Genomic DNA, 13,569 nt, shown 5'->3' with positions numbered 1-13,569 from the left:
CCGGCGGCCGCCTTGCCAGCCGCCGCGACCCGGCGATGACCCCGCGATGACCGTTACCCTTCCGCTTCCCGATTCCGCTCCGATCGCGCTGCTGCGCGTCGCCGACCTGCGCGCGGCCGAAGCCGACGCAGCCGCGGCGCTGCCGCCGCATACGCTGATGGGTCGCGCAGGTGCCGCCGCCGCGCGCTGGCTGTCCGAACGCGCGGCCGGCGACGACCGCCCCGTCTGGTTCGCGGTCGGCCCGGGCAACAACGGCGGCGACGCGCTCGTAGCCGCCGCGCACCTCCAGCAGCTCGGCGTCGCGACCCAGGCGTGGATGCCGGTGCCGGTAAAGCCCGACGACGCGCAATGGGCGCTCGGCCTCGCGCGCGCCGCCGGCGTGCCGCTGTCGGCCACGCCGCCTGCTTCGCTGGACGGCTATGCGTGGGTGGTCGACGGACTGTTCGGCATCGGTCTCGGCCGCGCGCTCGACGGCGCGTTCGCCGAGCAGGCCGCGCGCATCGCCGCGCATGCGCGCAACGGCGGCCGCGTGCTTGCACTGGATGTGCCGAGCGGCCTCGACAGCGATACGGGCCAGATCGTCGGCGCGGGCGTCGCCGTCGCCGCCACCCACACGCTCACTTTCATCGGCGCGAAGCCGGGCCTCTACACCGGCGAAGGCCGGGATCTCGCCGGCGCGATCGACGTCGAATCGCTCGACGTCGCGCCACCGGCCGCACCGGCCATCGTACTGAATGCGCCCGCGCTATTCGCCGCCGCCCTGCCCGCGCGCGCATTCGCATCCCACAAGGGCACATACGGCAGCCTCGCGGTACTCGGCGGCGACACCGGCATGTGCGGCGCGCCGATCCTGGCCGCGCGCGCCGCGCTGTTCGCCGGCGCCGGCAAGGTGCATGTCGGCTTCCTCGGCACCGGCGCGCCGCCGTACGATCCGCCGTTCCCCGAACTGATGCTGCACGCGGCCGACACCCTCGACCCCGGCGCGATGACCGCCATCGCCGCAGGCTGCGGGCTGGGCACGCGCGAGGCCGCGGCGACGCTCGTGCGCGACGTGCTTGCCCACGACGCCGCGACGCTGCTCGACGCCGACGCGCTGAACCTCGTCGCGACGCATGCGGATCTCGCGGCCGCCGTCGCGACGCGCGGTGCGCGCGGTTATCCGTGCGTGCTGACGCCGCATCCGCTCGAGGCCGCGCGGCTGCTCGGCTGCGACACGGCGGCGATTCAGCGCGACCGCCTCGCGGCCGCGCAGGCGCTCGCGTCACGTTATGCGGCCATCGTCGTGCTGAAAGGCTCGGGCACGGTGATTGCGGCGCCCGACGGCCGCATGACGATCAACCCGACCGGCAACGCGGCGCTCGCCACGGGCGGCACCGGCGACGTGCTCGGCGGCCTGATCGGCGCGCTGCTCGCGCAACGCGTCGCGCCGTACGAAGCGGCGCTGGCGGGCGTCTACCTGCACGGCCTCGCCGCCGACACGCTGACCGCGAACGGAACCGGCCCGGCCGGACTCACGGCAGGCGAACTCGCGCCGATGGTGCGCACGCTGGTCAATCGCCTTTTTTATGCGTCGCCGCGCGCCGGCACATAACGCCGCTATACTGACTGCCCCGCCGCACGGCGGGCCCTCTCGTCCGCCGGCCTTCCGATCCCGATGAGCCGGCGCGGCATTCCTCCCGATTCACGCTTCACTCGAACCGCCATGACGCTGAATTCGCTCCCCGCCTGGACTGCCCTTCAATCCCACTTCGAACAGATCCGTCACGCCCGGCTGCGCGACTGGTTCGCGCCGGAACACGACCACGCGCCGACCCGCGCCGAACGCTTCACGATTCCGGGCGGCGGTCTCGCGGCCGATTTCTCGAAGAACCGCATCAACGACGAAACGCTGCGCCTGCTCGTCCAGCTCGCGCGCGACGCGGGTGTCGAGGCGCGCCGCGACGCGATGTTCGCGGGCGAAATCGTGAACCCGACCGAAGGCCGTGCCGCCCTGCACACCGCGCTGCGCGCGACCGATCCGCAAGCGCCGTTCCACGCGCAGGTGAGCGCCGAGCGCGCGAAGATGGCGACGTTCGCTCGCGCCGTGCGCAGCGGCACCTGGACGGGCTACACCGGCAAACGCATCCGCCACGTGATCAACATCGGCATCGGCGGCTCCGATCTCGGGCCGAAGATGGTCGTACACGCGCTGCACCACGTCGCGACGCCCGAAATTGCCACGCACTTCGTGTCGAACGTCGACGGCGCCGATCTCGCACGCGTGCTCGAACAGGTCGATCCCGAGGAAACGCTCGCGATCATCGTGTCGAAGACCTTCACGACGCTCGAGACGATGACGAACGCACGCTCGCTGCGCGACTGGTTCGTCGCGCGCGGCTGCCCCGAGGACGCGCTTGCAAAGCACTTCGTCGGCGTGTCGGCGAACCCGGCCGAAGTCGTGAAGTTCGGCATCGCCGCGGACAACGTGTTCGAAATGTGGGACTGGGTCGGCGGCCGTTATTCGCTGTGGTCGGCGGTCGGGCTGTCGATCATGATCGCGATCGGCCCCGAGCAGTTCGACGAGTTGCTGGCCGGCGCGAACGACATGGACCGTCATTTCCGCGAGGCGCCGCTCGAGCGCAACCTGCCCGTGCTGCTGGGCCTGATCGGCATCTGGTACCGGAATTTCTTCGGTTCGCAGAGTTATCTCGTCGCGCCGTATTCGGAAGCGCTGCACTACCTGCCGTCGTACCTGCAGCAGCTCGAAATGGAAAGCAACGGCAAATCCGCGCGCCTGGACGGCACCTTCGTCGACTACCCGACGTCGGCCGTCACGTGGGGCGAGCCGGGCACCAACGGCCAGCATGCGTTCTTCCAGATGCTGCACCAGGGGCCGACGATCGTGCCGATCGACTTCATCGCGGTGCTGACGCCCGAGCATCCGCTCGCGAGCCACCACCCGAAGCTGCTCGCGAACTGCTTCGCGCAGAGCGAGGCACTGATGCTCGGCCGCACGCTGGAGGAAGCACGCAAGGTCGCGGGGCCGGGCAAGGAGGCGCTCGCGCCGCACCTGACGTTCCCGGGCAACCGCCCGACGACGACGCTGCTCGTCGATGCGCTGACGCCGCGCACGCTCGGCGCGCTGATCGCGCTGTACGAACACAAGGTGCTCGTGCAGGCAACGGTGTGGGACATCAACCCGTTCGACCAGTGGGGCGTCGAGCTCGGCAAGATACTCGGCAAGGTGGTGGAAGCCGACCTGTCGGCCGAGTCGGTCGATCCGGCGAAGCACGACTCGTCGACCACCGCGCTGATCGAGCGCGCCCGCGCGGCGTTGAAACGCTGAGGCGCTGAGGCGCTGAGGCACTGACGCAGCGGCGTCGTGCCATGCCGGCCGCTCGGCGCACGCCGTGCGGCCGCCAAAAGCACTCAGCCGTTGCGCTGCGCCGCGCGCGGCTCGACGATACGCCCGGCATCGAGCGTCACCGTCGTCGCGCAGCGGCGTGCCAGTTCGGCATCGTGCGTGACGAGCACGAGCGTTGCACCGTTCGTGCGGTTCAGTTCGAACATCAGGTCGATGACCGCATGGCCCGTGGCCGCATCGAGGCTGCCGGTCGGCTCGTCGGCGAAGAGGATCGCCGGGCGCGTGACGAATGCGCGCGCAAGTGCGACGCGCTGCTGCTCGCCGCCGGACAACAGCTTCGGATAATGCGCGGTGCGTTCGCCGAGGCCGACCTGCACGAGCAGCGCCCGGGCGCGATCGGCGGCATCGCGCGCACTGATGCCGCCCTGCAGTTCGAGCGGCAGCATCACGTTCTCGAGCGCGGTCAGGTGCGGCATCAACTGGAACGACTGGAATACGAACCCGACTGCGCCGTTGCGCAGCGCCGCGCGCGTGTCCTCGTCGAGCTGGTCGAGCGCGCGACCGAGCAGGCGAACCGTGCCGCTCGTCGCGCTGTCCAACCCCGCAAGCAGGCCGAGCAGCGTCGATTTACCCGACCCCGACGCGCCGACGATCGCGAGACTGCTGCCCGGCCGCACGGCGAGCGTGATGCCGTCGAGGATCGTCAGCTCGCCGGTGGCGTCGGCGACCCGCTTGCACACGTCATGGACTTCGATGATCGGATCGGTAATCTTGAACATGGACACGACATTTCGCTGGAAAAGACGCGCGGCGCTCGCCGCGCTGCTGGGTACGCTGCTGGCCGCCGCCGTGCCCGCACGCGCCGCGACGACACCGGCCGCGACATCGGGCCAGCCCGTGATCGCCGTGCTCGGCGACAGCCTGTCGGCCGAATACGGGCTGCCGCGCGACACCGGCTGGGTGGCATTGCTGCGGCAACGGCTCACGACCGAGCGAATCGATTATAGCGTCGCGAACGCCAGCGTCAGCGGCGACACCACCAGCGGCGGCCGCGCGCGGCTGCCTGCGGTGCTGCAGCGGCTCAAGCCGTCGATCGTCGTCGTCGAGCTCGGCTCGAACGATGCGCTGCGCGGCGTGCCGCTCGCGACGACCGAACAGAACCTGCGCGACATCATCGCCGGTGCGCGGCAAGCGCGGGCCAGGGTCGTGCTGGTCGGCATGTACGTGCCGCCCAACTACGGCCCGGACTACACGCAGAAGTTCCACGCCGTCTATACGCGGCTGTCGAAGGATCTCGGCGTGCCGCTCGTGCCGTTCCTGCTGGCCGGCATCGAGAACAAGCCCGAGATGTTCCAGGCCGACCAGATGCATCCGACGCAGCAGGCCCAGGGCATTCTGCTCGACAACGTCTGGCCGGCGCTGAAACTGCTGCTCGGCAAGCCGCGCGGCTGACGCCGCCTCGCCCCGCCGGAAAACAAAAAGCCCCGCGTGAAGCGGGGCTTTTTGTTGCGGGCGAAACGACGCTCAGTTGTCGCCGTCCGACGACTGGCTGGCCGTCGAGCCGTACAGCTTCACCTTCGAGCGATCGCGCAGCGCGGCGAGATACGCTTCGCCTTCGCTCTGCGCATCGACCTGCGCCATCTGCTGCTGCGCGGCCGCCAGTTGCTGCGGATCGACCGCCGAACCCGGGATCACCGCGTTCACACGATAGATCGCATAGCCGTCGGCGCCGAGATCGACACCGACGTAGGCCGGCAGCGTCTTCGCGTCGACCTTGTAGACGGCGCTCAGCGCAGCCGGCGTCAGGCCCTGCGACTGCGTACGCGATACCTTCTGCGCGGCCGCGAACCCGTCGGTCGACTTCGACTTCTGCAGTTCGGCCAGCTTCGCCGCGCCGTCCTTCTTCGCGAGTTCGGCAGCCTGCTCGGCGACCACCTTCTGGCGCACGACGTCCTTGATCGCGTCGAGCGCGGGCACGGCAGCCGGCTTGTAGTCGGTCACACGCGCCGAGATCAGCGTGTTGTTGCCGACGTCGATCGCCTGCGTGTTGTTCTGGTTCTTCACCGAGTCGTTGGCGAACACGGCGGCCAGGAACTTCGGATTGTTCAGCGGGCTCGTCGGCGGCAACTGCGGATTCGGCGTCGGCGTGACGGTGGCCGTCTGGATCGTCAGCTTGTACTTGTCCGCGGCCGGCTGCAGCGTCTTCGCCTTTTCGTAGACGGTGGACGTGAAGCCTTCCGCGTTGTCCGTGAACGCCTTCGATGCGTACTGCTGCTTCAGGTCGGCTGCGATCTGGTCCTTCACTTCCGCGAACGGCTTGACGGCCGCCGGCTTCACTTCCGTTGCCTTCAGGATGTGGAAGCCCAGATCCGACTGCACGACACCGCTCACATCACCTTGCTTGAGCGCGAACGCGGCATCGTCGAACGCCTTGCCGCCCGCCGTCGAGCCGCGCGTGATGAAGCCGAGGTCGCCGCCCTTCGCGGCCGACGGTGCATCCTGCGAGTCCTTCTGCGCGATCTGCGCGAACTGGTCCGGGTGCGCCTTCACGTCGGCGAGCAGTTGCTCGGCCTTCGTCTTCGCTGCAGTCTTGTCGGCCGCGCTTGCGCTGCCCGGTGCGGCGATGAAGATGTGGCTCACGCGCACCTGCGCTTCGGTGCGGAAGTGCGTCGGGTTGTCGTCGTAGAACTTCTTGATGTCCGCGTCGGTCGGCTGCGCGCTCGCGGCCGCTGCCGCCGGCGAATAGACGAGGTACTGGATCGTCGCGGTCTCGGGCGTCGCGAAGCTCTGCTTGTGCGCGTCGTAGTACGCGGTGAGCTGTGCGTCGGTCGGCTGGACCTTCGCGGCGAAGTCGCTCGTCCTCAGCACGAGCGCCTGCACTTCGCGCTGCTGCGCGGCGAGTTCGGACAGGCGTTGCGCGAGGCTCTTCGGCGTGAACGCGCTCGACACGATGCTGGCCGGAATCTGCTGCAGCGCGAGGCTGTAGCGCACGCGCTCCTGGTACTGCTCGGGCGTCATCCCCTGGAACGACAGCAGCTGCGCATAGCGCTCGACGTCGATCGACCCGTCGGGCTTCTTCAGCGACGCGATCATCGGGTCGCTCATCAGTGCATCGCGCACGGCGTTGTCCGATGCGGTCAGGTGCAGACGCTGGGTCTCATCGGCCAGCACGCGTTGCTGGATCAGGCCGTCGAGCACCTGCTTGCGATGCTCGGGCGTATCGAACATCTTGATGTCGAACTGCCCGCCGAGTGCCTGGCGCGCCTGGTCGATCTGCTGGCGGAACGCGCCGTCGAATTCGACCCGCGTGATCTTGTGCCCGTTGACTGCCGCGACGTTCGCACTATCGTCGAAGAAGCCGCGGAAGCCTTGGATCCCGACGAAACCCAGCCCCGGCAACACGATCAGGAGCAGGAGCGCCATCATCAGGCGCTGGTGATTACGGAAGAAATCGAGCATGCGTGACGGGAAAATTGGACAAAACGCCCGATATTACAACATACGGGGTGGGTCGGGAGAAAAGCGGCGGCGCCCGCGGCGATCACCACCGGAAGTACAGGCAAAAATGCCCGTCTTTCAGAGCCGGGCATGCGCCGTCACCCGCCTCTCCTCGTGAAGTTCAGAAAGCAGTTCGCCCAATGATCGACTCCATCGCGGCCGCCCAGGCTCGCGGCAGCGCACGATCATTCGTTCGCCGAGCGGCTTGCCCGATGCGGGACTGTCTCCATCCGCGCCGACGACCGCAAGGCACCCCCGGGGCAGCGAATCGAGCCAACGGGAGGTGCTCGACACGGAAGCACCCGGTACAAGTCTGGCCTGTACGTCCCGGCATAAGCCGCGAGAAACGTGACGGCCGGAAAGACGACAGGGATCAACCGCACGATGCCGATCGGTCTCCACCGCCCTAACGAGTCGTCGGACTTTGCTTATCGAAAATGGATCGTTCGTGCCGCATCGCAAGCCGGATACGCTTTTCGCGCCGTGCAATCCGTGCCACGCTCATCGACGGAACGATGAACGGGTGCGGCCCATTCGACCATTCAACCCTACCGCACCACTCGATGAGTTTTCTTCACCACGCGCGCCTCGTCGCATTCGCTGCCTCTGTCGGCCTTCTGGCGGGCTGCAATGGGGAAAGTGTCGATAGCTCGGGCGTTTCGCCCGTCGCGACGGAAAATGCCGCAAACAGTGCCACGCTGTTCACGATTGCGCTGTACCAGTTCTACGCAACCCGACAGAGCTACATCGCCCAGGGCCTTGCGCCGAATACGTTTCTGCACAATCGCCAGCTGTCCGATGCTTCGTCCACCTCGGTGACGAAACCTAATCACGACACGCTGTATTCCATCGCCATGCTTCAACTGGACGCGGGCCCGATTCAGATCGACACGCCCGCCAGCGGCACCCGCTACTTCTCCCTCGCGCTGATGGACGCCTATACGAACAACTTCGCGATTCGCGGCACGAGCGCCGACAACGGTGTCGCGAAGGTCTTCTGGGTCGTGGGGCCGAACTGGCAGGGAACCGCTCCGGCAGGCGTCACCGTACTCCGCTCGTCGACCAACGCGGTGTGGGCGTTGGCGCGGACTTACGTGAGCGATGCGAACGATTATCCCGCCGCGTGGGCCGTTCAGAATCAACTGGTCGTGTCGCGCCCTGCTGGAACCGGTGTCGCTGCGTGGGACAGCGTGGACACGCAAAAGCCGCCCGGTTATGCCAACTGGCCGTCGTACTTTCAGTACGTGAACCGGCTCTTGAAAAAGAGTCCGCCGACGCCGCAGGACACGGCCGAGGCGACGAACGCGCTCGACATAATAGGTATAGGCCCGGCGCAGACCTTCAACGCGTCGTCCGCTGACGTCGCATCGATCGACGCGGGCGCGGCCCGGGCGCTGGCGAGTCTGACGGGCGGCGGAACGCAGCAAGCCGCCGCCCAGGCGAGTACCGGCTCAAATGGCTGGACAGGCGGCCCGGCCAACGTCGGCAACTACGGAACCCAGTACACGCTACGGGCGCGCGTTGCGCTGAACGGCCTCGGTGCGCTGCCCGGCAGCGAAGCGATCTACTACACCAGTACGGGAGCGGCGAACACGTCGGGGGCGAATTACGACGGCAACGGCGTCTATCAGATGACGTTCCCGGCGGGACAGCTTCCTCCGGCTCGCGCCTTCTGGTCGTTGACGCTGTACGCCGGCACGAACCAGGCGCAGGCTTTCTTTTATCCGAATCCCGATGGAATCTATGCGCTGTCCTATCCGGCGTCGAACTTTCAGTTCGCGAGCGACGGCTCGCTCGTGCTCACCATCAGCCATGTGCGACCCGCGGGTGTACCCGCCAGCAACTGGTTGCCGGCCCCTGCCGGCGCGTTCAATCTGACGCTGCGCACCTACTTGCCGGACGCCCCGCTCCTGAACGCAACCTACAAGTTGCCGCCGGTAATACGCGTTCAGTAATACCGCCTCGCGCGAGCCGGAAAAACCGGCGCCTCCGCGGCGAGAAAGCATGAAAAACCCGCGACCGCGTTCGAGCCGTCGCGGGTTTTCCGTTCCGACGGCTGCGCGCCCCGGAGGCATTTCCTGTCGTATTGCCTGCTGCCATACCGCTCGCCCGGCATCGTAAGGTCGCGCTCCGCCGGAAGCCGCGCAGACGATTTCTCCCGCCGTTTGTGCGTTCGGTTTGCGCCAGATCCCGGGCGCAAACCGGACGCACAAACAACAATGCCCGCACAAGGCGGGCATTGTTGTTTGTTTGGCGGAGCGGACGGGACTCGCCTACATCCTGCAGGCCGCGGATGCGCGTGCATGCGCATCCCTTCGAGCCCCGCCGGAAGCCGCGCAGGCGGCTTCCTCCGCTCCGCGGCCACGCCCGCCAGCGGGCGCAATCGACGATACAAATGAAAAAGCCCGCACAAGGCGGGCTTTCTCATTTTTTGGCGGAGCGGACGGGACTCGAACCCGCGACCCCCGGCGTGACAGGCCGGTATTCTAACCGACTGAACTACCGCTCCTTGGTCTGGCTGAATCAGGAAACTGGTGGGTGCTGAGGGGTTCGAACCCCCGACCTACGCCTTGTAAGGGCGCCGCTCTACCAGCTGAGCTAAGCACCCGTTTCCGATTCGTTCTGGCTGCGATCTGCGTTTCGGCATCAACAACCAGCGAGCCCGCAAGTTTAATTCATCCCCGATCATTTTGCAAAGCTCCGGCGCGAATATTTTTCACGCTCGCGCATACGATTCCGGGACGCATAAAAAAACCCGCGGCCAGGCCGCGGGTTTCGTGAACAACCGTCAGAACGAACGGCGCTCCGATGCTCAGTGCTTGACGAATTCCGTCGAGCCGGCATCCTTCGCCGCATCGGCGACCGGTGCCGCCGCCTTCGCCTCTTCTTCCGGCGGCAGCGGGGTCGGCGAACGCTCGAGCGCGAGTTCAAGCACCTTGTCGATCCAGCGGACCGGCACGATCTCGATCGCGTTCTTCACGTTGTCCGGAATCTCGGCGAGATCCTTGACGTTCTCTTCCGGGATCAGCACGAGCTTGATGCCACCGCGATGCGCTGCGAGCAGCTTCTCCTTCAGGCCGCCGATCGGCAGGACTTCACCACGCAGCGTGATTTCGCCCGTCATCGCGACATCGGCACGCACCGGGATACCCGTCAGCACCGACACCAGCGCGGTCGTCATCGCACCGCCGGCGGACGGACCGTCCTTCGGCGTCGCGCCTTCCGGCACGTGGATGTGGATGTCCTGCTTCTCGAACGCTTCGTCCTTGATGCCCAGACGCCGCGAACGCGAGCGCACGACCGAACGTGCCGCCTCGACCGACTCCTTCATCACGTCGCCGAGCGAACCCGTGCGGATCACGTTGCCCTTGCCCGGCATCACCGCGGCTTCGATCGTCAGCAGATCGCCACCGACTTCCGTCCACGCGAGGCCCGTCACCTGACCGACCTGGTTTTCCTTCGCCGCGAGGCCGAAGTCGTACTTGCGCACGCCGAGGAAGGTATCGAGGTTCTCGCCGTCGACCTTGATCGCGCCCGATGCCTTCTTCAGCAGCAGCATCTTCACGACCTTGCGGCAGATCTTCGACACTTCCCGCTCGAGCGAACGCACACCGGCTTCGCGCGTGTAGTAGCGGATGATGTCGCGGATCGCCTGCTCGGTGACCTCGATCTCGCCTTCCTTCAGCCCGTTGTTCTTCTTCTGCTTCGGCAGCAGGTAACGCTGGGCAATGCTGACCTTCTCGTCTTCCGTGTAGCCCGACAGACGGATCACTTCCATCCGGTCGAGCAGCGGCGGCGGGATGTTCAGCGAGTTCGACGTCGCGACGAACATCACGTCCGACAGGTCGAAGTCGACTTCGATGTAGTGGTCGGCGAACGTGTGGTTCTGTTCCGGATCGAGCACCTCGAGCAGCGCCGACGAAGGATCGCCGCGGAAATCCATGCCCATCTTGTCGACTTCGTCGAGCAAGAAGAGCGGATTGCGCACGCCGACCTTCGTGAGGCTCTGCAGGATCTTGCCCGGCATCGAACCGATATACGTGCGACGGTGGCCGCGGATCTCGGCTTCGTCACGCACGCCGCCGAGCGCCATCCGGACGAACTTGCGGTTCGTCGCACGGGCGATCGACTGGCCGAGCGAGGTCTTGCCGACGCCCGGGGGCCCGACGAGGCACAGGATCGGCGCCTTGACCTTGTCCACGCGCTGTTGCACCGCGAGATACTCGAGGATGCGTTCCTTCACCTTCTCGAGGCCGAAGTGATCTTCGTCGAGCACCTGCTCGGCGTTCGACAGGTCGTTGTTGACCTTGCTCTTCTTGCGCCACGGCAGGCCGATCAGCGTGTCGATGTAGTTGCGCACGACGGTAGCTTCCGCCGACATCGGCGACATCAGCTTCAGCTTCTTCAGCTCGGCGTCGGCCTTCTTCTTCGCTTCCTTCGGCATGCGCGCGGCGTTGATGCGCTTCTCGAGCTCCTCGAGATCCGCACCCTCTTCACCTTCGCCCAGTTCCTTCTGGATCGCCTTGACCTGCTCGTTCAGGTAGTACTCGCGCTGGCTCTTTTCCATCTGGCGCTTCACGCGCCCGCGGATGCGCTTTTCGACCTGCAGGATGTCGATCTCGGCTTCGAGCTGCGCGAGCAGGTGCTCGAGGCGCTCGATGACCGGGAACATCTCGAGGATGTGCTGCTTCTGGTCGAGCTTCAGCGGCAGGCGCTCGGCGATCATGTCGGCGAGGCGGCCCGCTTCGTCGATGCCCGACAGCGACGTGAGGATCTCCGGCGGGATCTTCTTGTTCAGCTTCACGTACTGGTCGAACTGCGACACGATCGCGCGGCGCAGCGCTTCCGTTTCAGCGCTGTCGGCGTGATCGGGCTCGAGCGGCATCACTTCGCAGGAGAATTGCGTTTCCTGCTCTTCGATCGACAACGCCTTCGCACGCTGCAGGCCCTCGACGAGCACCTTCACGGTGCCGTCCGGCAGCTTCAGCATCTGCAGGATGTTGGCGATACAACCGACCTCGTACATGTCCTTTTCGGTCGGTTCGTCCTTGGCCGCGGTTTTCTGGGCGACAAGCATGATGTGCTTGCCGCCTTCCATCGCTGCTTCGAGGGCCTTGATCGATTTCGGCCGGCCCACGAAGAGCGGAATGACCATGTGCGGGAAAACGACGACATCCCGCAGCGGCAGCAGCGGGAGCGTGATGCGTTCCGGCGGGAGAAGTTGGGTGCCTGACATTTCATTTCCCCATGAGTGGAATCAATTGTTCGGTAATTGAGGCCGCCACAACGAATTGCAAGCCTTCAAGTGCGGGAAATATTCGGTAAGAAAGTAACCACCGCGTTTCGAGTCAGAGTTACCCACAAGATAAACGAAAAAAAGCCGCCCACGGACTCATGAACGGCCTTTTTCGCAGAACATCGTCGGCAAGCCGGTCAGTTCGAACCCGCCACCTTCGGCGTGTCCTCGTAGATCAGCAAGGGCTTGCCGTCCCCATCGATCACGTTCTCATCGATGATGACCTTGCTGACCCCTTTCATCGTCGGCAGCTCGTACATCACGTCGAGCAATGCCTGTTCGATGATCGAACGCAAACCGCGCGCGCCGGTCTTGCGGCGGATCGCCTTGCGGGCGACCGCCTGCAGCGCGCCCGGCCGGATCTCCAGCTCGACGCGCTCCATCGCGAACAGCTTGTGATACTGCTTGACGAGCGCATTCTTCGGCTCGACCAGGATCTTCATCAGCGCCGCTTCATCGAGCTTGCCGAGCGTCGCGACCACCGGCAGGCGGCCGATCAATTCGGGGATCAGACCGAATTTGATCAGGTCTTCCGGCTCCGTTTCACGCAGCACTTCGCCCGCGTCACGCTCCTGCTTGCTCTTGACCGTCGCACCGAAGCCGATACCGGTTTTCTCGGTACGATCGGTGATCACCTTTTCGAGGCCGTCGAACGCACCGCCGCAGATGAACAGGATGTTGGTCGTGTCGACCTGGATGAAATCCTGGTTCGGGTGCTTGCGGCCGCCCTGCGGCGGCACCGACGCCATCGTGCCCTCGACGAGCTTCAGCAGTGCCTGCTGGACACCCTCGCCCGACACGTCGCGCGTGATCGACGGGTTGTCCGACTTGCGGCTGATCTTGTCGATTTCGTCGATGTAGACGATCCCGCGCTGGGCCTTGTCGACCTCGTAGTTGCAGTTCTGCAACAGCTTCTGGATGATGTTCTCGACGTCCTCGCCGACGTAGCCGGCTTCGGTCAGCGTCGTCGCATCGGCGATCACGAACGGCACGTTGAGCAACCGCGCGAGCGTCTGCGCGAGCAGCGTCTTGCCGGAGCCCGTTGGGCCGATCAGCAAGATGTTGCTCTTCGACAGCTCGACGTCGTCCTTCTTGTCGAGATGCTTCAGGCGCTTGTAGTGGTTGTACACGGCCACCGCGAGGATCTTCTTCGCGCGCTCCTGGCCGATCACGTACTGATCGAGGATGTCGCGAATTTCCTGCGGGCTCGGCAGATCCGACCGGGACAGGCTGGCCTCGACGCCGGCGGCAGCCGCCTCGTCGCGAATGATTTCGTTGCAGAGGTCGATACATTCATCGCAGATGAACACCGACGGGCCCGCGATGAGTTTTTTCACCTCATGCTGGCTTTTTCCGCAAAACGAGCAATACAACAGCTTCTCGCTGTTCGAACCTTTTTTGTCCGCCATGAATGTAGAGCCTCCGGACAGGT

8 protein-coding genes and 2 tRNA genes are annotated in these 13,569 nt (G+C 65.8%); 4 read left to right on the top strand and 6 right to left on the bottom strand.

The window, feature by feature from the left end; all coding sequences use genetic code 11:
- Nucleotides 1-46: 46 nt before the first annotated feature.
- Nucleotides 47-1,591, top strand: a complete 1,545-nt coding sequence (locus DPV79_RS07460) for an NAD(P)H-hydrate dehydratase (RefSeq protein ID WP_060376841.1) — start codon at nt 47-49, stop codon at nt 1,589-1,591.
- 111 nt (nt 1,592-1,702) lie between these two features.
- Nucleotides 1,703-3,325 (top strand): glucose-6-phosphate isomerase, encoded by a 1,623-nt coding sequence (gene pgi / locus DPV79_RS07455; RefSeq protein ID WP_027787161.1) that lies wholly within the window; start codon nt 1,703-1,705, stop codon nt 3,323-3,325.
- An 83-nt stretch (nt 3,326-3,408) separates the two neighbouring features.
- Here the strand turns inward: pgi and DPV79_RS07450 are convergent, their stop codons facing one another.
- The gene (locus tag DPV79_RS07450) at nt 3,409-4,122 is read right to left on the bottom strand and encodes an ABC transporter ATP-binding protein (protein WP_113045105.1); all 714 of its coding nucleotides are present in this window, start codon (nt 4,120-4,122) and stop codon (nt 3,409-3,411) included.
- Here DPV79_RS07450 and DPV79_RS07445 point away from each other — a divergent pair.
- Entirely contained in the window at nt 4,121-4,795 is a 675-nt protein-coding gene (locus tag DPV79_RS07445; RefSeq protein WP_113045104.1) for an arylesterase, read from the top strand. The genes DPV79_RS07450 and DPV79_RS07445 overlap by 2 nt on opposite strands.
- A gap of 72 nt (nt 4,796-4,867) precedes the next feature.
- On the opposite strand, the gene DPV79_RS07440 is transcribed toward DPV79_RS07445, so the two are convergent.
- On the bottom strand, nt 4,868-6,802 hold the full coding sequence (locus tag DPV79_RS07440) for a SurA N-terminal domain-containing protein (RefSeq protein ID WP_113045103.1): 1,935 nt from the start codon (nt 6,800-6,802) through the stop codon (nt 4,868-4,870).
- Between the two features lie 602 nt (nt 6,803-7,404).
- On the opposite strand from DPV79_RS07440, the gene DPV79_RS07435 reads away from it, so the two are divergent.
- On the top strand, nt 7,405-8,796 hold the full coding sequence (locus DPV79_RS07435) for a DUF1254 domain-containing protein (RefSeq protein ID WP_165843491.1): 1,392 nt from the start codon (nt 7,405-7,407) through the stop codon (nt 8,794-8,796).
- Between the two features lie 477 nt (nt 8,797-9,273).
- Here DPV79_RS07435 and DPV79_RS07430 read toward each other — a convergent pair.
- The 4 genes from DPV79_RS07430 to clpX form a co-directional block, all read right to left on the bottom strand.
- Nucleotides 9,274-9,350, bottom strand: a tRNA-Asp gene (locus tag DPV79_RS07430).
- Nucleotides 9,351-9,373: 23 nt separating this feature from the next.
- Nucleotides 9,374-9,449, bottom strand: a tRNA-Val gene (locus DPV79_RS07425).
- Between the two features lie 204 nt (nt 9,450-9,653).
- Nucleotides 9,654-12,077 carry an endopeptidase La gene (gene lon / locus DPV79_RS07420; RefSeq protein ID WP_011352361.1) on the bottom strand — a complete coding sequence of 808 codons (2,424 nt, stop codon included), beginning with the start codon at nt 12,075-12,077 and terminating at the stop codon, nt 9,654-9,656.
- A gap of 197 nt (nt 12,078-12,274) precedes the next feature.
- Complete coding sequence (gene clpX, locus DPV79_RS07415) at nt 12,275-13,546, bottom strand: ATP-dependent Clp protease ATP-binding subunit ClpX (protein WP_006489345.1); 1,272 nt, start codon at nt 13,544-13,546, stop codon at nt 12,275-12,277.
- Between the last annotated feature and the right edge of the window lie 23 nt (nt 13,547-13,569).

The sequence above is a fragment of the Burkholderia reimsis genome, from assembly GCF_003294055.1.
GTDB lineage: Bacteria > Pseudomonadota > Gammaproteobacteria > Burkholderiales > Burkholderiaceae > Burkholderia > Burkholderia cepacia.
The sequence above is the reverse complement of the archived record's forward strand: the minus strand, read 5'-3'. Positions and strand labels throughout refer to the sequence as shown.